The following is a 25507-nucleotide window of genomic DNA, read 5'->3' on the forward strand; positions in this document are numbered from 1 at the left end:
TTGTTGAACAGCGCTGCCCGCAGTCTTCAGCCGCCCCGCGACCCCGTCAAGAGTCCTTTCGTTATATGGAATCCTGATTTCACCTGGTAGAAACCAGCATGTGACAGAGCCCGTAACACGTGGGGTGGCCGGTAGGCTGCTGCCACCCATCCCGGAAGGAGCGCCGTGCCCCCGTCCGCCGAGCCCCGAACCGCCTCCGCCAGCGGCGGCGTCCAGTCCCTCGAGCGCGCATTCGACCTGCTGGAGCGGATGGCCGACGCCGGCGGCGAGGTCGGGCTGAGCGAACTGTCCACGAGCAGCGGGCTGCCGCTGCCCACCATCCACCGGCTGATGCGCACGCTGGTGGCCTGTGGATACGTCCGGCAGCAGCCCAACCGGCGCTACGCGCTGGGCCCCCGGCTGATCCGCCTCGGCGAGAGCTCCTCACGGCTGCTCGGCACCTGGGCCCGCCCCCACCTCGCGCGGCTGGTGGACGAGACCGGCGAGACGGCCAACATGGCGCTGCTCGACGGGGACGAGGTCGTCTATGTGGCCCAGGTGCCCTCGCGGCACTCGATGCGGATGTTCACGGAGGTCGGCCGGCGGGTGCTGCCGCACTCCACGGGTGTGGGCAAGGCGCTGCTGGCCCAGGCCCCGGACGACGAGGTGCGGGCGCTGTTGCTGCGGACGGGCATGCCGGCCGCGACGGAGAAGACGATCACGTCGCCGGAGGACTTCCTGACGGAGCTCGCCCGGGTGCGCGAGTCGGGCTTCGCGATGGACGACAACGAGCAGGAGATCGGCGTCCGCTGCCTCGCGGTGCCGGTGCCCGACTCCCCCACGTCGGCGGCCATCTCCATCTCGGGCCCGGCGGGCCGCGTCACGGAGGCCGCGACGGAACGGATCGTGCCGCTGCTGCGGGAGGTCGCGGCGGAACTGTCGGAGACGCTCGCGGGCTGAATTCAGCCCGTCCGGCGCCCCCGGCCGGGGTCCGGGGCAGAGCCCCGGGAAACGGAGAAAGGGCGGGACCGGGGCACCCCACCCGGCGGACGCGCCGACGCCGCTCAGCCACCTTCGCGGGGGCTCGGCACCCCTTCCGGGGCGCCCGGAACGTCCCCGAACCGGTCGACCGCGGCCCGCACTTCACCGAGCGCCGACCCCAGCGCGCTCACGGATCCCACCGCTCCCGCCACCAACAGCAGCGAGCGCCGCAACCGGGAGACGTCCGGGTGCCCCGTGCGCGCCATCGCGTCGAGCGCGGCCAGTTCGTCCTCGGCGGCGTCCCTGTCGGGTAAGGGCGCGGGGTGCCCGGCCAGCGCCCGGCGGAGCCTGGCCACCGCGGCGCCCAGGTCACCGGCTCTCGGGTCCGGCTCCTCGCCGGATCGTCCCGTCCGCTCCTCTTCCACCACCACGGCGCCTTCCGCCACGACTGTCCCCCTCCCGCACGCCCGCCCGCGCGGATCAGTTAACGCCACTTCACGTGTGACGCGCCACACTCACAGCGAAATTCAGGCCGCGCGTTCACGTACGAGTGACGAACTCCCGTACGACGCACACGCGGTCGCCCATACGGTATGCAGGGGCCATGGCTTGGATGACGGACGGCGGACCGGTCGCGGGGCTGCTGCTGGCGGCCGGCGGCGGCCGGCGGCTCGGTGGGCGGCCCAAGGCGTTGCTGGAGTTCCGGGGCGGCCTGCTGGTGGAGCACGCGGTGCGGGTGCTGCGCGAGGGCGGCTGCGCCCCGGTGTACGTGGTCGTGGGCGCGGGAGCGGCGGAGGTACGCGCCCGGCTCGGCACGGCGGCGGACGTCGCCCTCGTGGACAACCCCGACTGGGCCCTGGGCATGGGCACGTCCCTGCGGGCCGGGCTGGCGGCGCCGGCCACCGCCGCGGACCCGGCGACGGCGGCGCTGGTGACGCTCGTCGACCAGCCGCGCGTCGGCTCCGAGGCGGTGGCCCGGGTGCTGGCCGCGCACCGGGCGGGGGCGAGGCTCGCGGCGGCGACGTACGGGGGCGAGCGGGGGCACCCGGTGCTGCTCGCCCGGGAGCACTGGGCGGGCGCGGCCCGGGCGGCCGGCGGGGACATGGGCGCGCGGGCCTATCTGCGGCAACACGCCGCCGCCGTACGGCTCGTGGAGTGCGCGGACGTCGCCTCGCCCGACGACGTCGACACTCCGGACGATCTCGGCCTCCTGCGCTGAGCCGCGCCGACACCCCATTGAACTTCCACAATGAGAAAACTATTCTCCACTAGCCGAGGCGGCACCGCGTGCCGCACCGCCCGCTGAAGGAGTGACAGCCCATGTCCGCGCCTGCTCCGTCCTCGCCGGCAGCCGTCGAAGCCCCCTACGTGGAGCGGCAGGAGGAGGTGCTCACGGAAGCGGCGCTCGCGTTCGTCGCGGCGCTGCACCGCCGGTTCACCCCGCGCCGTGACGAGCTGCTGGCCCGCCGCGCCGAGCGGCGCGCGGATCTCGCCCGGACCGGCCGGCCGGACTTCCTGGCGGAGACCGCCGCCGTCCGCGAGGACCCCGACTGGCGGGTGGCGCCCGCCCCCGCCGCGCTGGAGGACCGCCGCGTGGAGATCACCGGCCCCGCCGACGACCGCAAGATGACGATCAACGCCCTCAACTCCGGCGCCCGCGTCTGGCTCGCCGACATGGAGGACGCCTCCTCCCCCACCTGGCGCAACGTCGTCAACGGCCAGCTCAACCTCATGGACGCCTTTGCCCGCCGCGTCGACTTCACCAGCCCCGAGGGCAAGACCTATGCCCTGGGGCCCGCCGAGCGGCTCGCCACCGTCGTGATGCGCCCCCGTGGCTGGCACCTCGACGAGCGCCACCTCACCGTCGACGGCCGCCCCGTCCCCGGCGCCCTGGCCGACTTCGGCCTCTACTTCTTCCACAACGCCCGGCGGCTGCTCGACCTCGGCAAGGGGCCGTACTTCTACCTCCCCAAGACCGAGTCGCACCTGGAGGCCCGGCTGTGGAACGACGTCTTCGTCTTCGCCCAGGAGCGGCTGGGCATCCCCCGGGGGACGATCCGCGCGACCGTCCTGATCGAGACGATCACGGCGGCGTTCGAGATGGAGGAGATCCTCCACGAGCTGCGCGAGCACGCCTCGGGCCTCAACGCCGGCCGCTGGGACTACCTCTTCTCCATCATCAAGAACTTCCGTGACGCGGGCGAGGCGTTCGTCCTCCCCGACCGCAACGCCGTCACCATGACGGCCCCGTTCATGCGCGCCTACACGGAACTGCTGGTGCGCACCTGCCACAAGCGCGGCGCGCATGCCATCGGCGGCATGGCCGCCTTCATCCCGTCCCGCCGGGACCCGGAGATCAACGAGGTCGCGCTGGAGAAGGTCCGGGCCGACAAGGACCGCGAGGCCGGCGACGGCTTCGACGGCTCCTGGGTCGCCCACCCCGACCTGGTCCCGGTCGCCCGCGCCTCCTTCGACGCCGTCCTCGGCGACCGCCCGCACCAGAAGCACCGCCTGCGCGAGGACGTACGGGTCACCGCCGACCAGCTCGTCGCCGTCGGGTCCCTGGAGGCGAAGCCGACGGTCGACGGGCTGCGCAACGCGGTGCAGGTGGGCCTGCGGTACATCGAGGCGTGGCTGCGGGGGCTGGGCGCGGTCGCCATCTTCAACCTCATGGAGGACGCGGCCACGGCGGAGATCTCCCGCTCGCAGATCTGGCAGTGGGTGGCAGCGGGGGTCGTCCTCGACAACGGGGAGAAGGTGACGGCGGCGCTCGTCCGGGAGGTGGCGGCGGAGGAACTGGCGTCCGCGCCGGAGGCGTCGGAGACGTGGCGGCAGGCCCACGACCTGTTCCTGCGGGTGGCGCTCAGCGAGGAGTACGTGGACTTCCTGACGCTGCCGGCGTACGAGCTGCTGGACTGAAGGGCGCGCCCCGGCGGTGGGGGCCGGGGGCACCCTACGAAACGACCGACCCTACGAAATGACCGCCCCTAGGAAATGACCGCCCCCACCGCCACGAACGCACACACCAGCACCGCCAGGATCACCAACAGCGGCCACACGAACCGCAAGTACCGGTCGTAGCCGACCTTGGCCAGCGACACCCCGCCCACCACCACGGCCGTGGTCGGCACCCAGAGGTTCATCCAGCCGCTGGCCGACTGCCAGGCCGTCACGACGAGCGCGCGGGAGACGCCGGCGAACTCGGCGAGGGGCGCGAGGATCGGCATGGCGAGCGTCGCGTGCCCGGACGTCGACGGGATCAGGAACGCGAGCGGCAGGTTCACCACGAAGACCATGACGCCGAAGAGCGCCTCCGGCGTGCCCCGGACCGTGCCCTCGATGGCGTGGAGCACCGTGTCGATGATCTTCGCGTTCGTCATGATGACGGTGATGCCGCGCGCGAGCACGATCACCAGCGCCGGCGCCACGAAGTCCGCCACGCCCTGCACGATCGTGGCGCTCAGCTTCTGCTCGCCCAGCCGGGCGACGAGCCCGACGAGCACCGCCGCGACGATGAACAGGGCGGCCAGCTGGGCGAAGCCCCAGCCCAGTTCCCAGCCGTAGGGCGTCGCGTCGGCCTTGCCGCTGAGCGCGCTCGCCCAGGGGATCACCGAGAAGATCATGAAGGCGAAGACCAGGGCGACGAGCACCAGCACGCCCTTCTGGAGGCCCGTCAGCTCCGGTGGGTGGACCGCCTGCTCGGCGAGCTCCCGGTCGCCCTCCCGGAAGCCGACCAGGGAGCGGGCCGGGTCCGCCCGCACCCGGTGGGCGTAGCGGACGACGTAGGCGATGGTGACGGCCGTGAGCACCAGCCACATCGCGAATCTCAAGGCGATGCCGTCGCCGAGTGAGATTCCCGCTGCCGAGGAAGCGACGCCGGTGGCGAACGGGTTGACCGTCGAGGCCAGCACACCGATGCCCGCGCCGAGGATGATCGTGCCGGTCGCGACCATGCGGTCGTAGCCGAGCGCCAGCATCAGCGGCACCAGCAGTCCGTAGAACCCCAGGGTCTCCTCGGCGAACCCCTCGACCGTCCCCAGGAGGGAGAAGACGGTCATCACCCCGGCGATGAGCAGCGCCCCGCGCTCCCGGAGCCGGTGGGCGAGGCGTTCGATGCCGCGGTCCAGGGCGCCGGTGGCGAAGACGACGGTGATGAACGCGCCGATGGCGAGGACGAAGAGGAACACCCCGGCGCTGCCGTAGAGCGTGCCGACCGCGTCGGGCGCGACCTCGCCGGTCTTGAGGTCGCGGACGCCGTAGAGGCCGTTGACGGGCGCCAGGAAGAGCTGGCCGAGGCGGTGGACGAAGCCGCCCCGGGCGGGTTCGTGGTGGTAGGTGCCCTGGAGGGGGTTGCCGTCGGGGCCTCGGTCGTAGGTGCCGGAGGGGATGAAGAAGGCGACGATCCAGACGGCGACCGTCACGGCCGCGAGGACGGTCAGCGCGCTGGGGAAGACGAAGCGGTGCGCGGTCCGCGCCGCCTCCGGGTCCGCCCCCTGCGGTTGCTCCTCCACGACGGCACACCAATCGGTCCTTGGGGTCTTTGTCGGGATTGTGACGTACGGCCGCGTCCGGGTGGCTGAGGCGCGCAGACCTCACGGTGTCCGTCGGCCGCGCCCCACGTGGTTGAACGCGAGGTTCAGCAGCACCGCCGTCAGGCAGCCGGCACTGACCCCCGAGTTCAGGATGATCTTCAGGGTCTCGGGGATCGCGGTGTTGCCGTAGAAGGCCCGGGAGACGACCGGGATCAGGCCCATGCCGAGGGAGGCGGCGGCGATCAGCAGGTTGTCGCCCTGGTCGAGGCCCGCCGTGCGCAGGACCTCGATGCCGCTGGCGGCGACGGTGCCGAAGAGCACGATGCCCGCGCCGCCGAGGACCGGCTGGGGCACGAGGGCGATGAGGGAGGCGAAGACGGGGCTCAGCCCGAGCAGCACGAAGAACAGCCCGCAGGCCGCCACGGTGTGGCGGCTGCGGACGCGGGTGATGGCGACCAGGCCGATGTTCTGGGCGAACGCGCTGTTGGCGAAGCCGTTGAAGAACGGGCTGACGGCGCTGCCCAGGGTGTCGGCCCGCAGGCCCGCGGCGATGACCTTCTCGTCGGCCCGGCGGCCGACGATCGCGCCGAGCGCGAGCATGTCGGCGGTGCTCTCGGTCATGCAGACCAGCATCACGACGCACATGGAGACGATCGCCGGCACCTCGAAGACGGGGTGGCCGAAGTAGAAGGGGGTGGGGAAGCCGACGAGGGCGGCGTGCCGGGTGGCGGTGGTGTCGACGATGCCGGTGGGGACGGCGATCAGCGTGCCCGCGACGATCCCCAGCAGGATGGCGATCTGGCGCAGGAAACCGCTGAGAAGACGGCGCAGGACGAGCACGGTCACCAGCGTCGCCCCGGCCAGGGCCAGATTGGTCAGCGAGGCGGGCCGGTCGGGGCGGCCGCCCTGGATCCAGCCGAAGGAGACGGGCAGCAGGGTGATCCCGATGAGGGTGATGACCGTGCCGCTGACGACGGGTGGGAAGAACCGCACGAGCCGGCAGAAGGAGGGGGCCAGCAGAAAGCCCAGGACTCCGGCGACGATGACGGCGCCGTGGATGACGGGCAGCGCGTCCCCGTGGCCGGCGCGGGCGTCGGCGACGGCGAGCATGGGGGCGACGCCCGCGAACGAGACGCCGTTGACGAACGGCATTCTCGCCCCGACCTTCCAGAAGCCGATCGTCTGGAGGAGCGTCGCGATGCCGGCCGTGAAGAGGGCCGCCCCCACCAGGAAGGTGATCTCCTTCGGCGGGAGGCGCAGGGCCGCGCCGAGGACGAGCGGCGGGGCGACCACCCCGGCGTAGCTGGCGGCCACGTGCTGGAAGCCGCCGGCCAGCAGCCGGCCGGGGGCGGGGACCTGGTCGACGGGGTGCACGGGGTGGACGGGTGGGGCGGGGTGGACGCCCGTGCCCGCTCCGCCCCGCTCGGGGTCGTCGTCCTCCGGTTCCCGGTCGGGCCGCTCGGTGGCGCCGGGCTCTGCGGTCACGGCTGTTCCTCCGGTGTGGTGGGGGATGAAGAAGGACCGGGGCGCGGGGCGTGCCCCGCGCCCCGGTCCGGCCCGCCGAGGGCCGTCCCCCTCGGCGGGCGGCTCGGCGGGCGGCTCGCGCGAGCGGTCCTCGCCGGGCCCGGGCCGTCAGGCGTCGGCCGCGATGCGGGCCAGGCGGCGGGCCTCGTCCCGGGCCTCGCGGGCGATGGTGTCCTCGTCGGCGGTGACCAGGCGGCCGTCCTCGACGACCGGCCTGCCGTCCACGAGCGAGAGGGTGACGGGCGCGGGCGCCCCGAGCACGAGCGCGGCGACCGGGTCGGCGATGGTGGAGTGGCCGAGGCCGTCGAGCTTCCACAGGACGAGGTCGGCGAGCTTGCCCGGCTCCAGCGAGCCGATCTCCGCCGCCCGGCCCAGCACCTGGGCGCCGCCGTAGGTGCCCAGCCGCAGCGCCTGCCGGACGTTCAGGGCGTTCTCGCCGCCCGCGAGCCGGTGGACGAGGAGGGCGTTGCGCAGCTCCGTGTGGAGTTCGCCGGTCTCGTTGGAGGCCGTGCCGTCCACGCCGAGGCCGACGGGGACGCCGGCCCTCAGCAGGGCGGGGACGGGGGCGGTGCCGGCGGCGATCCGGGCGTTGGAGGAGGGGCAGTGCGCCACGCCGGTGCCGGTGCGGGCGAAGGCGGCGATGTCGGCGTCGTTCATGTGGATGCAGTGGGCCATCCACACGTCCTCGCCGAGCCAGCCCGTGGACGCGAGGTAGTCCGTGGGGCCCATGCCGAACTTCTCCTTGCAGAACCGCTCCTCCTCCACGGTCTCCGAGCCGTGGGTGTGGAGGCGCACCCCCTTGCGGCGGGCGAGCTCGGCGGCCTCGCGGAGGAGTTCGGTGGAGACGGAGAACGGGGAGCAGGGGGCGACGCCGACGCGCAGCATCGAGCCGAACGACGGGTCGTGGTGGGCGTCGATGGCCTCCTCGGTGGCGCGGAGCGCCGCCTCGGTGGTCTCGACGGCGAAGTCGGGCGGCAGTCCGCCCGCCGACTCGCCGAGGTCCATGGAGCCCCGGGTGGGGCTGAACCGCACGCCCATCTCGCGGGCGGCGCGGATCTCCGCGCCGAGGAGGTCGCCCGCGCCGCGCGGGAAGACGTAGTGGTGGTCCATGGCGGTGGTGACGCCGCCGCGGACCATCATGGCCAGCGAACCGCGCGCGGCGGCGTGGACCATGGGCTCGTCGATGCGCGCCCAGACGGGGTAGAGGGTGACGAGCCAGTCGAAGAGGTTGGAGTTCTGGGCGAGGCCCCGGGTGAGCCACTGGTAGAAGTGGTGGTGGGTGTTGACCAGGCCGGGGGTGGCCAGGTGGCCGGTGCCGTCGACGCGGCGGACGACGCGGGCCAGCCCGGCGGGGGCCGGTCCGGGGCCGACGGCCTCGATGAGGTTGCCGGCGACGACGATGTGGCCGGAGGCGTATTCGGTGTCGTCGGCGTCGACGGTCGCGACGGCGCAGTTCTCGATGACGACGCGTGACTCGGGGCCGGGGGATACGGAGGGCGGGGGTTCCGTCATGAGCGCATGTCCTTACGGGTCCTGGGCCTTACGGGTCCTGGGCCTTACGGGCGGGTCCTAGAGGTTCGTCATGTCCACCGGTATCCGGGGCTCGGCGCCGTCACGCAGGATGGTCGCCTCGATGAGACCGTACGGGCGGTCGGCCGCGTAGTAGACCTCGTTGTCGTTCTTGAGGCCGAAGGGTTCGAGGTCGACGAGGAAGTGGTGCCGGTTGGGGAGGGACAGCCGGATCTCCTCGATGCCGGGGCACTTCTCGATGACACGGGAGCCCATGCGGTAGAGGGTCTGCTGGAGGGAGAGCGAGTACGTGTCGGCGAAGGCCGCCAGGAGGTGCTCGCGGGCCTGCCGGTAGGAGTGATCCCAGTCCGCTTCGGGGGTGGAGTGAGTGGAGTGGCCGGAGTGGCGCCAGCGGGCGTGCACCTGGGTGGCGAGGACGCGGTCGCGGGTCTCGGGGAGGGTGGTGTAGCGGTCCTTGACGTAGCCCGTGAACTCGGAGTCGGTGGAGTTCAGGACGGTCAGGTCCTTGAGGCCGGAGACGATCTCCCAGGCGGTGCCGTCGAAGCGGATCTGGGCGGTACGGGTCTCCCGGCCCTCACGGACGAAGGAGTGCCGCTTCGGGCCGGGGGTCTCTATCCGTTCCCACGCGTATTCCTCGATACGGATCCGGGCGCTGTGGATCGTGGACAGGCCGGTGACGAAGTGACGGGCGAGGAGGATGCCGAACTCCTCGGCCGAGGCGATGCCGTGCTCCTTGGCGAAGGCGAAGACGGTGTTCTTGGTGGTGTCGGTGGTCAGGACGTTGGCGTTGGAGCCGGAGAGGTGGACGTCCGTCATGTCGCCGGTGAGCGCGACCGAGACGTTGAGGTCCTTGATGTGGTGGGTGCTTCCCTCGCGGGTGATCCGTACGATGCGGTTCTCGGCCTTGCCGTACTGGTTCTGACCCAGGATCACGGGCTAACTCCCTCGGTATACGGAGTATCCGAACGGGCTGAGCAGCAGCGGTACGTGGTGGTGCTCGCCGGGCGACACCGCGAAGGCGACCGTCACCTCGGGGAAGAACGCCGCGCCGGCGGCGGAACCGGCGGACAGGTGCGGTGCCACGTCGAAGCGCAGCCGGACGTGCGCGGCGGCGGGCGGCAGCGCGGGGAGGGCGGCGCAGCGCCCGTCCGCGTCGGTGCGCGCCGTGCCGAGCACGGCCCACTCGCCGTCCGCGCCGCCGCGTACGGCCAGTTCCACGCCGACGCCGGCGGCGGGGCGGCCGGCGCCGGTGTCGAGGACGTGGGTCGAGACCGTGCTGTCGCTCATGGCCGGGACGTTCCTTCGGTCTCGGGGCGGACGGCGAGCCGGGCCAGCCGGATGCGGTTGATCCTGCCCAGTTCCTCACGGACGATCTCGCGCTCGCGTTCCGGGGGGTTGTCGATCCTGTTACGGACGGAGTCCCGCATCTGTTCGGCGGTGAGGCCGGTGGCGCAGATGAGGAAGACGTGCCCGAACTTCTCCTGATAGGCGAGGTTGAGTTCGAGCATCTCGGCCTTGAGCCGGTCGGTGGCGCCCGCCATGCCGCGCTGTTCCCGGGCGGAGACCGGGTCGCCCGGCCGGGGGCGGCCGATGGGCGGGTGCGCGGCCATGGCCTCGGCCAGGTCGTCCGGCGTGAGCCGGGCGACGGCCGTGTCGCTGGCGGCCAGCAGTTCCCCGGCGTCGCGGTAGGGGCGCCGGGTGAGGATCTCCTCGGCCCACGCGGCACTGGCGCAGATCGCGCGCAGCGCGGCCCGCGCGGTGTCGTCCTCGGCCGTGTTGAACCGGGTGAGCCCCGGTGTGGAACTCGAAGTCACGGGAACCTCCGTGGCGCTTCTCGCCGCACTCGGATGAGCTGCGCATAGCTAACGCCTCCGGCGAACGCGCGTCAACAGTTTGTTGAAGAACCAGAACCGTTCGCGTCCCGTTCGCGGTTCAAGTAGTTGTAGATGGTGAACCGGCTGACGCCGAGCGCGGCGGCGACCGTCTCGACGCCGTGCCGCAGCGCGAAGGCGCCGCGCGCCTCCAGGTTCCGTACGACCGACTGCTTGGTCCTGCGGTCGAGTTCGGCGAGCGGGGCGCCGTGCCGGCGTTCGAGGTCGGCGAGGATGCTCTCCAGCGAGTCCGCGAGGTGCGGGAGGCGTACGGCCACGACCGGGCGGCCCTCCCAGCGGAGGACGACGTCGTCGCCCTCGGCCTGCTCGGGGTCGAGCAGCCGGCCGCCCATGGCGTCCACGAGCGGCCTGACGGCGGCGCGGAAGGCGTCCTCGCTCACGGGCCGTCCCCGCCTTCCGCGTCGAGGACGTTGACCTGCAGCGACACCCGTGTGGCACCCGCCTCCAGGGAGGCGCGCAGCAGGGTGTCCAGCGTCGCGAGCACGGAGTCGGCCCGGCCTTCGACGGTGTTGCCGAACGGGCCGACGTCGACGGCGTCCAACTCCGCCGCCTGGACGACGTCCCGGGCCGCCGTGGCGTGGGGCGGGGGCTCGTCGAGATCGAACGGTTCGGTCGTGAACTCCACTCTCAATCGCACACCGTCAACGTACCGGGCCCTTGACAGGACCGATGGGCGGGAGCAGCCTTCCTTGTCATGGAAGTTTCTTTCCGCAATACGGAATTCGACGTGAATCTTTCCATCCTCTTCACCGAACTGCCGCTGCTCGCCCGGCCCGCCGCCGCCGCTGCGGCCGGGTTCACGGAGGTGGAGCTGTGGTGGCCCTGGCCGGACGACCCGGAGCCGCCCGAGGCGGAACTCGCGGCGCTGCGCGACGCGTTGGCCGCCGCCGGAACCCGTTTGGTCGCCCTCAACTTCTACGCGGGCCGACTGCCCGGGCCGGACCGGGGCGCGCTTTCCGTGCCCGGCGAGGAGTCCGCGCGCTTCCGCGCGAACGTCGACGTCGCCGCCGGTTTCGCCGCGTCGGTGGGCTGCCGGGCGCTCAACGCGCTGTACGGCAACCGCGTCGACGGGGTGGCCCCCGGCGTCCAGGACGCGCTGGCGCTGGAGAACCTCGCGTACGCGGCGCGGGCGGCGGACCGGGTGGGGGCGATCCTGCTGATCGAGGCGCTCAACGCCGTGGAATCACCGGGGTATCCGCTGACGGACGTGGCGTCGGCCGTCGAGGTCGTCGACAAGGTCGACGCGGCGACGGGGCTGGGGAACGCGCGGCTGCTGCTGGACCTGTACCACGTGGCCATGGGCGGGGCGGACGTGCGGGAGGTCGTCGACCGGTACGCGGGGCGGGCGGGGCACGTCCAGATCGCGGACGTGCCGGGGCGGGGGGCGCCGGGGACGGGGGCGCTGGACTTCGCGGACCTGTTCTCGCGCCTGGACGCGGCCGGGTACGGCGGGCCGGTCGGGCTCGAGTACCGGGCCGACGGGCCGGGCGCGAACGCGTTCGGCTGGCTCGCCGAGTTCTGACGCCCCAGCCCCGCCCTTTCACCGTTTCCGAGGGGGCTCCGCCCCCTCGCACCCCCGCTGACAGCCCCTCCGGCGTTTGAGGAGCGGGGGCCCGGGGGCGGAGCCCCCGGAAGAAACGGTGAAAGGGCGGGACCGGGGCACAACCAACCACCCCGAAGGGAAACGACCCATGCCATCCCTCCCCCGCACCGCCTGGATCGGCCTCGGCATCATGGGCTCCCCCATGGCCGAGAACCTCCTCAAGGCCGGGTACCCCGTCACCGGCTACACCCTCGAACCCCACAAGCTCGCCCGCCTCGCCGCCGCCGGCGGCACCCCCGCCGCCTCCGTGCGGGAGGCCGTCGCCGGTGCCGACGTCGTCGTCACGATGCTGCCCGCCGACCGCGAGGTCGTCGCCGTCGCCCGGGGCGACGACGGCGTCCTCGCCCACGCCCGTCCCGGCGCCCTGTTCGTCGACATGTCCTCGATCAGCCCCCGCACCTCCGCCGCGCTCGCCGCCGAGGCGGCCGCTCGTGGCATACGGGCCCTCGACGCGCCCGTCTCCGGCGGTGAGGCCGGCGCTGTCGAAGGCACGCTGTCCGTCATGTGCGGAGGCGAGCGGGCCGACTTCGAGGAGGCCGCGCCCCTGCTGCGCGCGCTGGGCACGACCGTCGTGCACTGCGGCCCCCACGGCGCCGGGCAGACCGTCAAGGCCGCCAACCAGCTGATCGTCGCCGCCAACATCCAGGCGTGCGCCGAGGCCGTCGTCTTCCTGGAGAAGTCCGGCGTGGACCTCGTCGCCGCGCTGGACGTCCTCGGTGGCGGGCTCGCCGCCTCCGCCGTGCTCGCCCGGAAGCGGGAGAACTTCCTCAGCCGCGAGTACCCGCCGGGATTCCGGATCGAACTGCACCACAAGGACATGGGCATCGTCACCGCCGCCGCCCGCGAGGTCGGCGCCGCGCTGCCGCTGGGGACCCTGGTGGCCGCGCTCGTGGCCGCCGCCCGGGACCGGGGCGACGGGGCCCTCGACCACTCGGCCCTGCTCCGGGGCGTCGAGCGGCTGTCGGGAGCCGCCTCGTGAAGGTTCCCGCCATGCACGCCGTCGTGCGGATCCTCAAGGACGAGGGCGTCGACATCGTCTTCGGCTGCCCAGGCGCCGCGATCCTGCCGCTGTACAAGGCGCTGGAGACCGTCGGCGGCATCGAGCACCTGATCGTCCGCCACGAGGCGGGCGCCGCGCACATGGCCGACGGGTGGGCCCGTACCAACGGCCGGGTCGGGGTGGCGCTGGCGACCTCCGGGCCCGGGGGCACCAATCTCGTCACCGGGCTGTACACCGCCTTCGCCGACTCGATCCCCATGGTCTGCGTCACCGGCCAGGCGGTCTCCACCAAGCTCCACCAGGAGGCGTTCCAGGCGGTCGACATCGTGGGGATCGTCCGTCCCGTCACCAAGTGGGCGGTGCGGATCACGGAGGCCGCGCAGATCCCCTGGGTGTTCCGGGAGGCGTTCCGGATCGCGCGCGAGGGGCGGCCGGGGCCGGTGCTGATCGACATTCCGGTCGACATCGCCCGGCGCGAGATCCACTACGACGCGGCCACCGACACCCGGCTCCCCGTCCGCGTCCCGGTGCCGCACCCGCCGGGTGTCGAGGCCGCCCTGGATCTGCTGCTGGCGGCCGAGCGGCCGCTGGTGCTGGCGGGCGGCGGGGTGGTCCTGGCCGGGGCGGCGGACGAGTTGCGCGCGCTGGTGGAGCTGCTGGGCGTGCCGTTCCAGGTGACGCTGATGGGCAAGGGGGCCGTCGAGGACGACCACGAGCTCCACATGGGCACCACGGGTATCCAGACCTCGCAGCGGTACGCCAACGCCTCGTTCCTGGAGGCGGATTTCGTGCTCGCCGTGGGCGCCCGTTTCGGCGACCGGCACACGGGGGCGGACCTGGACGTCTACCGGGGCGGGCGGACCTTCGTCCAGGTGGACGTCGAGCCCACGCAGCTGGGCAGGGTCGTCGCGCCGGACCTGGGCGTCGTCTCGGACGCGAAGGAGTTCCTCGCGGCCCTGCTGGCCGCCGCCCGGCGGCGCGGGGTGCGGGCGGCCACCGGCCCCCGGCAGCCGGGACAGCCGTGGCAGCCGGGACAGCCGTGGCAGCCGTGGCGGGAGCGCTGCCGGCTGCTCAAGCGGACCCTCGTCCGGCGGGAGGACTTCGACACCGTCCCGGTGAAGGCCCCCCGCGTCTACAAGGAGATCAACGAGATCTTCGGCGAGGACACCTATTTCCTCACCGCCATCGGTCTGTACCAGATCTGGGGCGGCCAGCATCAGAAGGCCCACCGGCCCCGTCACTACCAGGTGTGCGGCCAGGCGGGCCCGCTGGGCTGGGAGGTCCCGGCGGCGATCGGGGCGAAGAAGGCGCTGGAGGGCATGGGGCGGGGCGCCACCGAGGTGGTGGGCGTCGTCGGGGACTACGGCTTCCAGTACACGGCGGAGGAGCTGGCCGTCGCGGCGCAGTACGGCATCCCGTTCGTCCTGATCATGCTCAACAACGAGTACCTGGGCCTGATCCGGCAGGCGTCCATCGGCTACGGGATGAACTACCAGGTGGACGTCCACTACGACGAGACGGGCACCGACAACGTCAAACTGATGGAGGCCTACGGCTGTTCGGGGCGGCGTGTCGTCGAGCCGGCGGACATCCGTCCGGCGATCGAATGGGCCCGCAAGGAGGCGGTCGCCACCTCCCGGCCCGTCCTCGTCGAGATCATGATCGAGCGGGAGGCGAACACACCGCACGGCGTGAACATCGACGCCGTTCAGGAGTTCGAGCCGATCCCCCAGGGGGATCTCCTGGCTTCACCCGCGCCTCCTGCTCCCCTCCCCTGACCTCCGGGCGGTGGCGCCGGTATCCATTCCGTTCGCGCCCCGGCGGCGCCGCCCGGAGCACTCCCCGCGCCCGCCTTGCCGATTCGCTCCCCCGCCGCGCCCACATCGTGGACGATGGGGTCCCACATCCCCTACGGACCCTACGCTGGAGCCGAAGATGGCCAAGAGCGTGCCGGTGCACTGCCCCACGTGTCACCGGGAGCACTCCTTCACCCCGCCCACCTTCCCCTGTGCCTGCGGCACCCCGCTGACGCTGCCGGTACCGCCCGACGCCAGCCCCGAGTTACTCGCCCACCGCACCTGGCGCGACTCCTGGGTGGCGGTGCGCTGCCCCTCCTGCGACCGTCAGGGCCAGTGGCCCCGGCCCGAACTCGGCTGCTCCTGCGGGACGGTCGTCCGGCTGCCCGTCCTGCCACCGCGCGACGCCGTGGAGACCCCCGAGCCCGAGGACGTCAAGGGCGTGACGGGCCCGGAGGAGTCAGCGCCCGAGGCGCCCTCCGACGCCGCTCCGCGCCCCCGCGCCATCTCGAAGCCGCCGTTCCGGCCGGTGGCCATCCGTACCGAGCGGGACGCGGTGATGTCCGCCGAACGCTATCTGCGCTGGCTGGGCTTCCCGGACGTACGCCGCCCCGGCAACTGCCCGGCGCCCGCGGCGAGCGGCGTGGACCTGTGCGCCACCGGCGTCGTCGCCCGCGTCGACCCCACGACCCTGCCGACCACCCTGCGCGACATCGAGTGCCTGTGGCTGTACGGCCTGCTGGACTCCGCGACGAGCGTCTGCTTCTCCCTGGCGGGCTACGCCGGGGACGCCCGCTGCCGGGCGGACGACCTGCGGCTCCCGCTGTTCGTGATGGACCTCACCGGCACTCCGCAGCCCCTCAACGAGTGGGCCGACGAACTGGTGCGGCGCGGCAGGAGGTGACCCGAAGCTCAATTCTTCCTCTGAACTTACCGCTCACCATGGCGACTTGGGCGCGTCAGGGCGGAGACTGGGCGCAGGGCCCGCGAGACACGGGGGACCGCCGGCCCGGCCACGGGGGAATATCGGGGGAGCAAGAGACCGTTCACGGGGGAACGGGGGATACGGGGGAACGGGGGGAACGACGGGGCGGGCCACCGTACGCGGCCCGCCCCGTCCGTCCGTCCGCCACTCATCTCATCCGTCAGCCCCGTACGGCGACGCCCGCGCCGTCGAGCAGCGCGGCGGCCTCCTCCCTCAGCTCCACCTTCCGCACCTTGCCGCTGACGGTCATGGGGAAGGCGTCCATCAGCCGCAGGTGGCGCGGCACCTTGTAGTGCGCGAGGCGGCCCCGGCAGTAGCGGGCGAGTTCGTCGCGCGTGAGGGTGTCGGCGGGGTCGCGCAGGATGACGCAGGCCATGATCTCCTCGCCGAACTTCTCGTCGGGGACGCCGATGACCTGGACGTCGGAGATCTTGGGGTGGGTGTGGAGGAACTCCTCGATCTCGCGCGGATAGACGTTCTCCCCACCCCTGATGATCATGTCCTTGATGCGGCCGACGATCCGGACGCAGCCGTCCTCGTCCATCACCGCGAGGTCGCCGGTGTGCATCCACCGGTCGGCGTCGACGACCTCGGCGGTGCGCTCGGGGTCGTCCCAGTAGCCGAGCATCACCGAGTAGCCACGGGTGCACAGTTCGCCGGGCTCGCCGCGCGGCACGGTGCTGCCGTCGGCCGGGTCCGTGATCTTCACTTCGATGTGCGGCAGCACCCGTCCGACCGTGCCCGTGCGGCGCGCCAGGTCGTCGTCGCGCCGGGTCTGGGTGGAGACCGGGGAGGTCTCCGTCATCCCGTAGCAGATGGCGACCTCGGACATGTGCATCTCCGTCACGACGCGCTTCATCACCTCCTCCGGGCAGGGCGAGCCCGCCATGATGCCGGTGCGCAGCGAGCCGAGGTCGTAGGTGGCGAAGTCGGGGAGGCCGAGTTCGGCGATGAACATGGTGGGGACGCCGTAGAGCGAGGTGCAGCGTTCGCGTTCGACGGCGTGGAGGGTGGCGGTGGCGTCGAAGGTGGGGGCCGGGATGACGACGCAGGCGCCGTGGGAGGTGGCCGCGAGGTTGCCCATGACCATGCCGAAGCAGTGGTAGAAGGGCACGGGCAGGGCGATGCGGTCCTGCTCGGTGTAGCCGAGGCCCTCGCCCACGAAGTAGCCGTTGTTGAGGATGTTGCGGTGGGAGAGGGTGGCGCCCTTGGCGAAGCCGGTGGTGCCCGAGGTGTACTGGATGTTGACGGGGTCGTCGCAGCTCAGCAGGGCTTCGCGGGCGGCGAGCCGGGCGGGGTCGACACCCTGGCCGACGCGGACGAGGCCGGTCCAGGTGGGGTCGTCGATGTAGACGACGTCGCGCAGCGCCGGGCAGCGACCGCGGACCTGTTCGACCATGCGTCGGTAGTCGCTCGTCTTGTACTCGACGGAGGAGACGAGGATGCTGATCCCCGCCTGGCGCAGGACGTAGGCCAGTTCGTGGACGCGGTAGGCCGGGTTGACGTTGACCATGATCGCGCCGATGCGGGCGGTGGCGTACTGGACCATGACCCACTCGGGGCAGTTGACGGCCCAGATGCCCACGCGGTCGCCCTTGGCCACGCCCTTGGCGAGCAGTCCGAGGGCGACCTCCTCCACCGCCCTGCCGAACTCCTCGTAGGTCCAGCGGCGGCCGCCCTGGACGTCGACGAGCGCCTCGCGGTCGCCGAAGAGCGCGACGGTGCGGGCCAGGTTGGCGCCGATGGTCTCGTCGCGCAGCGGGGTGTCGACGGGGCCTGCCGTGTGGGAGGGGGAGGGTGTGGTCACCGGTGGTCTTCCTCTCGGTACTCGGTCCCGCCGCCCTTCGCGGTGTGTTCGCGCAGTTCGATGCGGCGGATCTTGCCGGACACGGTCTTGGGCAGCTCGGCGAACTCCAGGCGGCGGACGCGCTTGTAGGGGGCCAGCACGGCGCGCGAGTGGGCGAAGAGGGCCTTGGCGGTGTCCGGGCCGGGCTCCCAGCCGGCGGCGAGGACGACGTACGCCTTGGGCACGGCCAGCCGCAGCGGGTCGGGGGCGGGGACGACGGCGGCCTCGGCGACGGCCTCGTGCTCCAGGAGGGCGCTCTCCAGCTCGAAGGGGCTGATCTTGTAGTCACTGGACTTGAAGACGTCGTCGGCGCGCCCGATGTAGGTCAGATATCCCTCTTCGTCCCGCGCGGCGATGTCACCGGTGCGGTAGTAGCCGTCCGCCATGACCTCGGCGGTGCGCTCGGGGTCGCCCGCGTACCCGGTCATCAGGCCGACGGGGCGGTCGCGCAGGTCGAGGGCGATCTCGCCCTCGTCTGCGGGCTCTCCGGTGCGCGGGTCGAGGAGGACGACGGTGAAGCCGGGGCTGGGGCGGCCCATGGAACCGGGCTTCAGGGGCTGGCCGGGCGGGTTGGCGATCTGGACGGTGGTCTCGGTCTGCCCGAAGCCGTCACGGATGGTCCGGCCCCAGTGGCGCCGGACGGCCTCGATGACCTCGGGGTTCAGGGGCTCGCCGGCGGCGACGACCTCGCGCGGCGGGTTGCACAGCGCGCCCAGGTCGGCCTGGATGAGCATCCGCCACACCGTGGGCGGGGCGCAGAAGCTCGTCACCCCGCAGCGGTCCATCTCGGCCATGAGGCGGGCCGCGTCGAAGCGGGTGTAGTTGTGGACGAAGACGGTGGCCTCGGCGTTCCAGGGGGCGAAGAGGTTGGACCAGGCGTGCTTGGCCCAGCCGGGCGAGGAGATGTTGAGGTGGACGTCGCCGGGGCGCAGCCCGATCCAGTACATGGTGGTCAAGTGACCGACGGGGTACGAGATGTGGGTGTGCTCGACGAGTTTGGGGCGGGCGGTGGTGCCCGAGGTGAAGTAGAGGAGCAGGGTGTCGTCGGCGTGGGTGGGGCCGTCGGGGGCGAACGCCTCGTCGGCGGCGTGGTCGGCGTCCTCGTAGGCGAGCCAGCCCTCTAGCGGCGCTCCGCCGACGGCGATGCGGGTGTAGTCGCCGGGGACGTCCGTGAACTTGCCGGTGTCCTCGGCCCGTACGAGCACGTGGCGGGCCCCGCCGCGTTCGATGCGGTCGGTGAGGTCGGCCGGACCCAGCAGCGGGGTGGCGGGGATGACGACGGCGCGCAGCTTCATGGCCGCCAGGGCGGTCTCCCACAGCTCGCGCTGGTTGCCGAGCATGACGACGATCCGGTCGCCGGCCCGTACGCCCCGCGCGCGCAGCCAGTTGGCGACGCGGTCGGAGCGGCGGCGCATCGTGTCGAAGGAGAGCTTCTCCTCGCGGCCGTCCTCCTCCACGATCCACAGGGCGGTGCGGTCGTTGTCGCGGGCGATCGTGTCGAACCAGTCCAGCGCCCAGTTGAAGGCGGTGGGCCGGGGCCAGGAGAAGCCTTCGCGGGCCGCCGCGTAGTCCTCGCGGTGCGCGAGCAGGAAGTCCCGGGCGGCCCGGAAGCCGTCCGCCGGTCCGGGTTCCGCGGTCACGTTCGCCGCCGTCACGTTCGTCGCCGTCACTTCGTTCTCCAGGGTCACTTCGTCCTCCAGAGCGCCCGGGGCTCGCCGCCCCCGCCGGTAAGCATCGTGCGGCAATGATCCACGTCTGACCAGCCCCGGAGGGGCCCGGTGCGCGCCCGGCGGGACTCGGGGCCGGTGGGGGTGCGCGCGGGGCGGATTGTTCCAAAGATTCCGGGCGGCCGGAGCCGGTGGTTCCGGGCCGGCGGTCTCTGAAACGTGCGGGTTGGTCGGGATGGCTGGGGCGGGTAAGGCGGCCGGTACGGCGGCGCGTCGGCGGATCGGACCGGCGCAAGGGCGCGTGGGAGCGCGAGGGCGGTTCCGGGTGCGTAAACGAGCCGTCAAGGGACTCCCGGGTGGGGTCAATGTGCTGTCAAGGAGGCGGTCGCCCGGGCGGGGGACGGGCATAGCGTGACCGAGGCACCTCACCGGGGTTCCTCGCCGACGCCTCCTCACCGACGCTTCTCACCGACACCTCCGCACCGAAACCTCCGCACCGAAACCTCCCAAGGACCGTCATGCATCTGAGCCGTACTCCCGCCGAGGCCGCGGCCATCGCCGCGGCGAACCGCCCCGACCGCCCCGACACCGCGGGGAGCCGCCCCGCCGACGACGGCGAGCCCTCCCATCCTGGCCCGGCGCGGCCGCTGTACATCCCTGTACGGCCCTGCCCCGTGGGCTTCGCCCTACGGGTCTTCCGCACCCCCCTCGGCGCCCGGACGGCCGTCGCCTTCACCAGCAGGCGGCGGCTTTCCGACTGTCTGGGGCCGGGTGTCCCCTCGGTCCGGCTGTCGCTGCCCGCCGTACGGGCCCTGGCCGCGCCGCTGGGCGTCGGGGAGGTGTCGGTCGACCCGCAGCTGACGGCCCGCCCCGCGCTGCCGGTGGCCGAGGACGCCGCGCCCCTGCTGCCCCCCTTCGCCGACTGATCCTTCCGGCCGGCCCTTCGGCTGGCCCGTCCTGCTGGCCCGTCCGGCCGGCCCTTCGGCTGACCCTTTCGGCTGACTCCTCGCGTCCCACCGATTTCCCCCGAAGGAGATCACCCGTGTCCCTCCCCCTCTCCCCCGCCGCCCTGTCCCCGCGGCCCGGGGAGCCCGTAGCGGACCCCGGTCCGTCGGACTCGGCGTGGCCGGGGCCCGTGTGGCCCGCGTCCGCCCGCGTCCTGCCCTCGGGCGGGCTGGCCGTCGGCGGGGTGCCCCTCGCCGAGCTCGCCGACCGCTTCGGCACCCCCTCCTACGTCGTCGACGAGGACGAGGTCCGGGCACGTGCCCGCGCCTGGCGCGCGGCGCTGCCGGACGCCGACGTGGCCTACGCCGGCAAGGCGTTCCTCACCCGGGCGATGGTCCGGTGGGTCGAGGAGGAGGGGCTCCACCTCGACGTCTGCTCGGCCGGCGAGCTCGAACTCGCCGCGCACGCGGGCTTCCCCGGCGAGCGCGTCGTCCTCCACGGCAACGCCAAGAGCCCCGACGACCTGCGGACCGCGCTGCGGCTGGGCGTGGGGCGCGTGGTCCTCGACAACACCGGTGAGATAGCCCGGCTCGCGGCACTGGTGCCGCCCGGTGCCCGGCAGAAGGTGCTGGTGCGCGTGGTGCCCGGCATCGAGGCCGGCGCCCACGCGGCGGTGCGGACGGGGGTCGAGGGCCAGAAGTTCGGGCTGTCCCTGGACGGCGGCGAGGCGGCGGACGCCGTCGCCCGCGTCCTGGGCCAGCCCCGGCTGGAACTCGTCGGCCTCCACTGCCACCTCGGCTCGCAGATCACCTCGGTCGACCCCTACCTCGCCGCCGTCCGCAAGCTGGTGCCCTTCCTGTCCGCCCTGCGGGACGTGCACGGCGTGACGTTCCCCGAGCTCGACCTGGGCGGCGGCTTCGGCATCCCCTACCGCGACGGTGAACCGACGCTCGACCCCGCCGAGTACGCGGCACGCGTCGCCGCCGAACTGGCGCTGCGCTGCGCCCACGTGGACCTGCCGGTCCCCCGGCTCGCCGTCGAGCCGGGCCGCTGGATAGCGGGCCCGGCGGGCGTGGCGCTGTACCGGGTGCTGGCGGTGAAGGTCTCGGGTGGCCGGACGTTCGTCGCCGTGGACGGCGGCATGAGCGACAACCCGCGCCCGGCGCTGTACGGGGTGCGCTACACGGTCCGTCTGGCGGGCCGCGCCGGGGCGGCGCCGACCCGGCCGATGACGGTCGTGGGGCGGCACTGCGAGGCGGGCGACGTGCTGGCGGAGGGCGTGCCGCTGCCGGGCGACGTCCGCCCGGGCGACGTCCTCGCGGTCCCGGCGTCGGGGGCGTACCACCTGTCGATGGCCTCGTCGTACAACCTCGTCGGCCGCCCACCGGTGGCGGCCGTGACGGACGGCCGGGCGCGGCTGCTGGTGCGCCGCGAGACACCGGCGGACCTGTGGAGCCGGGAGCTGCCGGACTGAGCTCTCGGGTGGTGTCCGGGCGGGCGCGGTCGCTCAGCGGCGTCGCCCGTCCCGCGCCTCCGGGGCGAACGGCACCCCTGCCATCAATCCACGCGCCCCCACCACCAGCGCCTCGCCCAGGAAGCCGACGCCGATCGAGAGCTGGACCGGGCGGGCCTGCGGGTGCATGCCCATCCGGCCGGCGAGCAGGCCGAAGCCGAAGGAAATCAGCGCGGACACCGCCATCACCGCGAACGTCCGTCCGGTGTAGCGCTGCCACAGCACGCCTTCCTTCTCGAAGACCTGGATGGTCAGCCCGCGCACCGCCCCCAGCGAGACGCCCAGCAGGACACCGCCCGCCACCCAGAACGCGTCCGCGACGCCGACGCCCTCGGCCTTCCACAGCGTCCACGCGCCGATGCCGGTCAGGATCAGCGGGGCGGCGAACAACTCGCGGGCGTTGAGGGGTTCCCCTCGCAGCCGCTTGACGACGACGGCCACGGCGACCGCGGCGATGAGGGCGGCAGACACCCAGGCGTTCACTAGGACTCCTCGCATGGCTCACTTTAATAGCTCACTCGTGCCAAATAGAATTTAGCCCGATCGTGCTATAACGGCAACATGCCAAAGATCGTCGACCCCGAGGCCCGCCGCCGGGCGGTCGCCGACGCCGTGTTCCGGGTCGCCCGGCGCGACGGCCTGGAGAACGCGTCACTGCGCAACGTCGCCCAGGAGGCGGGGCTCGCCGTCGGTTCCGTGCGGCACTACTTCGCCGACCACTCCGACCTGATGCTCTTCGCCATGCGGGAACTCGCCCGCCGCGTCGAGGGCCGAGTGCGCGACCACGCCGAGCGCCTCCTGGCCACGCCGCCCGCCGAGGACCGCGCCACGCTCGTCGAGGAACTCCTCGCGGAGTTCCTCCCCCTGGACCGGGCCCGCCACGACGAGGCCGTCCTGTGGCTGGCCTTCTGCACGGCAGCCCGCGTCCGCCCCGAACTCCGGCCCAGCGCGGACAGGATCCACACCGGCATGCGCGAGCTGATCGAACGCGTCCTGCACGAGGGCCGAAGCGCCGGCGGCTTCCCCGGGCACCTCGACACCCCCACGGAGGCCCTACGACTGCTCGCCCTCCTGGACGGCCTGACCCTCACGTCCGTCCTCCACCCGGACCGACTCCCGGCCGACGACATGCGACGAGTACTGCGCCTGCACCTGCGATCGCTGCGGGGCGAGAAGGACTGACCCCCGAACCGACGAAAGCCGGAACGGGGGATGCATGCCCTATTCCGCATCCCGCGACGAGCGAACGGGAGACAAACGATGCCCGAGCGCACTCAGCGCCACCGATCCGCCCCCAGGAAGCACGCATGACCGCGTGACCACCCCCACCTCGCCGGCCGAGACCTACCGGCGGCTGCGCGAGCAGCCCGACCGCATGGCCTGAATCGGCCTCCACCGCCCCCGAGGAGAAACTCCCCTCACTCACCGGGGAGTTGGAACTCCACCAGCTTCCCGACCGTCCGTCCGCCGCCGCATGGAGACCCCCCGGAGCTCCTCGCCCTCAGCCCTGAGGCCGTGCTCCACGCGATCGTCGACGCCGTCGTCGACGGCTACCGCCCCGGTCGTCGCGGGCGTCCAGAACGACCCCGACGAGATCGAGACCGAGGCCCTCGACCGCGACCCGGACCGCCTCGAACTCGCTCCCGACATCGTGGCGTTCAGCGCCCAACCCGATCCTTGGCCGGCATGCCGCACGGCCTGATGGCGGACTCGCCGACCACGTCGCCCACACCGGCGACCACCTACGGCGTGGACTTCGAGCAAATGCCGGAAACCGCACTGGGCGCTCGGCTACCCCTTCGCGATCCTGCTGATGGCGATGGTGTGCGTCAGCCTGAATTTCGTCTTCACGAAGCGCGACCGGCTCTGGCCGGACCCGACCGGAACGCAGGGTTCCACAAGACCTTCGGGCACATCACCCAATGCAATGTCAACCCACCGTTCCCCCAATTCCCCCTAAAGGGCAGGCCAATAGCGTCCGGAATCATATCAGGACACGGCCGGTTTGACTCCTATCCTCGGATCTTCAACACTGCGCCCAGACAACGCCCTCGTTCACCCGTTCGTCGGGTCACTCGAACGAGGCGCTACTGGGGGTACAACACAACATGCACAAGAGTCAGACCAACTCTGCGCGCACGCGAAAGATCCTTATGCGTGGGATCGTGACCACGACCGCGCTGGCCGCTGTCGCCGGCGTGGCCGCGCCGGGTCTCGCCGTCGCGGCGCCCACGGGGGCGGTGGCCGCGGCTGCCGGGATCGGGACCACCGACACGCAGCGCGTCGACGCCGCGGCCGTGGTCCACCTGGACCCGAGCCCGGACGTCCTGCTCCTCAGCGACCGCGACTTCGTCCACGCGCTGTGGCAGAAGGCACGGGACGGCGGCGAGCGGCTGGAGAACGTGCGCCTGGCCGCCGAGGGCGCCATGGTCAGTGGATCCGCCGAGGACCACGTGCGGTTCATCACCACCGGCATCCACGAGGCATACGAGCTCGACAAGCAGCGGGAGAAGGCCAAGGCCGACGCCGAGCGCGCGGCCCGCGACGCCAAGTCCCAGGCCCTGATCACGGTCGGCATCCCGAGCAGCCCCGACCTGCTGGGCCTCAGCGACGAGAACTTCATCCGCGCCGTGATGAAGCACGAGGCCGCCGGGCCGGAGGTCCGCAAGGCGGCCGCGAAGGCGCTGGCCGACGCCGACCCCAAGGCCTGGGAGGAGTTCATCAAGAACGGCGCCCGCGAGGCCCACAAGCTCGACGTGGCCAACGAGCTCAAGGAGCTCGAGCAGAAGAACCGCGAGGAGGCCGAGCGCCGCAAGGAGCTGGCAGCCCGCAAGAACGCCGCCGCGCTGTTCGGCGTCACGGCCTCCGACACGCTGCTGGCGCTGAGCGACGACAACTTCATCCGCGAGCTGCTGCGCGGCGTTCCCGCCGACGCGCGGAAGACCGAGCTCTACGCCGCGGCCCAGAAGGCCGTACTGAGCTCCAGCGCGGCGGACTGGAAGGAGTTCATCCACACCGGCGCCGAGCAGGCGTACAAGCGCGACGCCGAGGCCCTGCGCAAGAAGATCGCCGACGCCAACCGGAAGCTCGCGCTCCAGATCCAGGCATCGGCCGAGAAGACCGGGGTGAACCCGAACCTGGTCGCCGCGGCGAAGAAGGCGCTGGCCGGGACCGACGAGGCGGTCGCCGCGTTCCTCAAGGAGGAGAGCCAGTACCGGGCGAAGCGGCAGTCCTTCCAGCCCGCCAACGCGAAGCTGACCGGCTGGTACATCCGCCAGTCCAACGTGGACGCGGGCGAGGGCTTCATCGCCCCCCTCGACGCCAAGGACAAGCAGGCCGACCGTGAGGACGCCACCTGGGTCGTCGTGCCGGCGCTGGCCAACGAGGCCGGGTGCTACTCCTTCGAGTCCGCCCGCAAGCCCGGCCACTACCTGATCGAGAAGGACTTCCGGGTGCGGCTGGCCGCCAGCGACAACAGCGCGGAGTTCCGCAAGGACGCCACCTGGTGCGCCAAGAAGGGCCTGACCGGTTCCGGGACGTCCTTCGAGTCGGCGAGCCGGCCGGGCCGCTGGCTGCGGCAGTTCCAGGGCGATCTGTGGGCGGCCGACAAGAGCGGCAACCACAGCTGGGAGTCCGCGGAGGACTTCGCTCAGGACGCGACGTGGAAGATCTCCTCCCCGCTCGCGCGCTGACCCGCTCCCCGCGCAGTCCACT

General features: G+C 72.6%; 24 protein-coding genes. 12 read left to right on the top strand and 12 right to left on the bottom strand.

The features are described 5' to 3' along the window. Positions 1–165 precede the first annotated feature (165 nt). The gene (locus IE096_RS04925) at positions 166–939 is read left to right on the top strand and encodes an IclR family transcriptional regulator (RefSeq protein WP_189448679.1); all 774 of its coding nucleotides are present in this window, start codon (positions 166–168) and stop codon (positions 937–939) included. Positions 940–1043: 104 nt separating this feature from the next. Here IE096_RS04925 and IE096_RS04930 read toward each other — a convergent pair whose 3' ends face one another. Then, positions 1044–1406 (bottom strand): DUF5955 family protein, encoded by a 363-nt coding sequence (locus IE096_RS04930; RefSeq protein WP_189448681.1) that lies wholly within the window; start codon positions 1404–1406, stop codon positions 1044–1046. A gap of 158 nt (positions 1407–1564) precedes the next feature. On the opposite strand from IE096_RS04930, the gene IE096_RS04935 reads away from it, so the two are divergent. Further along, on the top strand, positions 1565–2179 hold the full coding sequence (locus IE096_RS04935; RefSeq protein ID WP_229819919.1) for a nucleotidyltransferase family protein: 615 nt from the start codon (positions 1565–1567) through the stop codon (positions 2177–2179). A gap of 101 nt (positions 2180–2280) precedes the next feature. Then, positions 2281–3879, top strand: coding sequence for a malate synthase A (aceB, locus tag IE096_RS04940; RefSeq protein ID WP_189448682.1), 1599 nt, complete (start codon positions 2281–2283; stop codon positions 3877–3879). 68 nt (positions 3880–3947) lie between these two features. Here the strand turns inward: aceB and IE096_RS04945 are convergent, their stop codons facing one another. The 8 genes from IE096_RS04945 to IE096_RS04980 all read right to left on the bottom strand — a co-directional run bounded on the left by IE096_RS04945 (position 3948) and on the right by IE096_RS04980 (position 11075). Next, positions 3948–5471: a YfcC family protein gene (locus IE096_RS04945; RefSeq protein ID WP_189448684.1), complete on the bottom strand. Its 1524-nt coding sequence runs from the start codon at positions 5469–5471 to the stop codon at positions 3948–3950. A gap of 81 nt (positions 5472–5552) precedes the next feature. Beyond that, positions 5553–6977, bottom strand: a complete 1425-nt coding sequence (locus tag IE096_RS04950; RefSeq protein WP_189448686.1) for a nucleobase:cation symporter-2 family protein — start codon at positions 6975–6977, stop codon at positions 5553–5555. Between the two features lie 147 nt (positions 6978–7124). Next, a complete protein-coding gene (locus IE096_RS04955) occupies positions 7125–8528 on the bottom strand; it encodes an 8-oxoguanine deaminase (protein ID WP_189448687.1) in 1404 nt (467 codons plus the stop codon). 57 nt (positions 8529–8585) lie between these two features. Then, positions 8586–9479, bottom strand: a complete 894-nt coding sequence (gene pucL, locus IE096_RS04960) for a factor-independent urate hydroxylase (protein ID WP_189448689.1) — start codon at positions 9477–9479, stop codon at positions 8586–8588. Positions 9480–9482: 3 nt separating this feature from the next. After that, positions 9483–9833 (bottom strand): hydroxyisourate hydrolase, encoded by a 351-nt coding sequence (gene uraH / locus IE096_RS04965; protein ID WP_189448697.1) that lies wholly within the window; start codon positions 9831–9833, stop codon positions 9483–9485. Beyond that, on the bottom strand, positions 9830–10360 hold the full coding sequence (uraD, locus tag IE096_RS04970; protein ID WP_189448698.1) for a 2-oxo-4-hydroxy-4-carboxy-5-ureidoimidazoline decarboxylase: 531 nt from the start codon (positions 10358–10360) through the stop codon (positions 9830–9832). The genes uraH and uraD overlap by 4 nt, the downstream gene beginning before the upstream one ends. A 71-nt stretch (positions 10361–10431) precedes the next feature. Next, positions 10432–10770 carry a helix-turn-helix domain-containing protein gene (locus tag IE096_RS04975; RefSeq protein ID WP_189449615.1) on the bottom strand — a complete coding sequence of 113 codons (339 nt, stop codon included), beginning with the start codon at positions 10768–10770 and terminating at the stop codon, positions 10432–10434. A gap of 44 nt (positions 10771–10814) precedes the next feature. Beyond that, entirely contained in the window at positions 10815–11075 is a 261-nt protein-coding gene (locus IE096_RS04980) for a thiamine-binding protein (RefSeq protein WP_189448700.1), read from the bottom strand. 57 nt (positions 11076–11132) lie between these two features. On the opposite strand from IE096_RS04980, the gene IE096_RS04985 reads away from it, so the two are divergent. The 4 genes from IE096_RS04985 to IE096_RS05000 all read left to right on the top strand — a co-directional run bounded on the left by IE096_RS04985 (position 11133) and on the right by IE096_RS05000 (position 15741). Next, positions 11133–11960 carry a TIM barrel protein gene (locus IE096_RS04985; RefSeq protein WP_189448702.1) on the top strand — a complete coding sequence of 276 codons (828 nt, stop codon included), beginning with the start codon at positions 11133–11135 and terminating at the stop codon, positions 11958–11960. A 169-nt stretch (positions 11961–12129) separates the two neighbouring features. Next, positions 12130–13020 (top strand): 2-hydroxy-3-oxopropionate reductase, encoded by an 891-nt coding sequence (locus tag IE096_RS04990; protein WP_189448704.1) that lies wholly within the window; start codon positions 12130–12132, stop codon positions 13018–13020. 11 nt (positions 13021–13031) lie between these two features. Beyond that, positions 13032–14819 carry a glyoxylate carboligase gene (gene gcl, locus IE096_RS04995; RefSeq protein ID WP_189448706.1) on the top strand — a complete coding sequence of 596 codons (1788 nt, stop codon included), beginning with the start codon at positions 13032–13034 and terminating at the stop codon, positions 14817–14819. A 157-nt stretch (positions 14820–14976) separates the two neighbouring features. Then, positions 14977–15741: a hypothetical protein gene (locus tag IE096_RS05000; protein WP_189448708.1), complete on the top strand. Its 765-nt coding sequence runs from the start codon at positions 14977–14979 to the stop codon at positions 15739–15741. 241 nt (positions 15742–15982) lie between these two features. Here the strand turns inward: IE096_RS05000 and IE096_RS05005 are convergent, their stop codons facing one another. Beyond that, positions 15983–17629 carry an AMP-binding protein gene (locus IE096_RS05005; protein WP_189448709.1) on the bottom strand — a complete coding sequence of 549 codons (1647 nt, stop codon included), beginning with the start codon at positions 17627–17629 and terminating at the stop codon, positions 15983–15985. Continuing rightward, a complete protein-coding gene (locus IE096_RS05010; RefSeq protein WP_189449618.1) occupies positions 17626–19323 on the bottom strand; it encodes an AMP-binding protein in 1698 nt (565 codons plus the stop codon). Before IE096_RS05010 ends, IE096_RS05005 begins: the two co-directional genes overlap by 4 nt. A gap of 530 nt (positions 19324–19853) precedes the next feature. Between IE096_RS05010 and IE096_RS05015 the strand changes: the two genes are divergently transcribed. Both IE096_RS05015 and lysA read left to right on the top strand, forming a co-directional pair. Next, complete coding sequence (locus IE096_RS05015; RefSeq protein ID WP_189448712.1) at positions 19854–20261, top strand: SAV_915 family protein; 408 nt, start codon at positions 19854–19856, stop codon at positions 20259–20261. Positions 20262–20470: 209 nt separating this feature from the next. After that, positions 20471–21754 (top strand): diaminopimelate decarboxylase, encoded by a 1284-nt coding sequence (gene lysA, locus IE096_RS05020; RefSeq protein WP_229819992.1) that lies wholly within the window; start codon positions 20471–20473, stop codon positions 21752–21754. A gap of 33 nt (positions 21755–21787) precedes the next feature. Here the strand turns inward: lysA and IE096_RS05025 are convergent, their stop codons facing one another. Then, on the bottom strand, positions 21788–22276 hold the full coding sequence (locus IE096_RS05025) for a DUF1453 domain-containing protein (protein ID WP_189448714.1): 489 nt from the start codon (positions 22274–22276) through the stop codon (positions 21788–21790). 78 nt (positions 22277–22354) lie between these two features. Here IE096_RS05025 and IE096_RS05030 point away from each other — a divergent pair, with 78 nt between their 5' ends. From IE096_RS05030 to IE096_RS05040, 3 genes are all read left to right on the top strand, one after another. Then, the gene (locus IE096_RS05030) at positions 22355–22975 is read left to right on the top strand and encodes a TetR/AcrR family transcriptional regulator (RefSeq protein WP_189448716.1); all 621 of its coding nucleotides are present in this window, start codon (positions 22355–22357) and stop codon (positions 22973–22975) included. A 292-nt stretch (positions 22976–23267) separates the two neighbouring features. Then, positions 23268–23495, top strand: coding sequence for a hypothetical protein (locus IE096_RS32065; protein WP_373298010.1), 228 nt, complete (start codon positions 23268–23270; stop codon positions 23493–23495). Between the two features lie 463 nt (positions 23496–23958). After that, entirely contained in the window at positions 23959–25485 is a 1527-nt protein-coding gene (locus IE096_RS05040) for an AbfB domain-containing protein (protein ID WP_229819920.1), read from the top strand. Positions 25486–25507 lie beyond the last annotated feature (22 nt).

This window comes from Streptomyces abikoensis (assembly GCF_014648775.1).
Taxonomy (GTDB): domain Bacteria; phylum Actinomycetota; class Actinomycetes; order Streptomycetales; family Streptomycetaceae; genus Streptomyces; species Streptomyces abikoensis.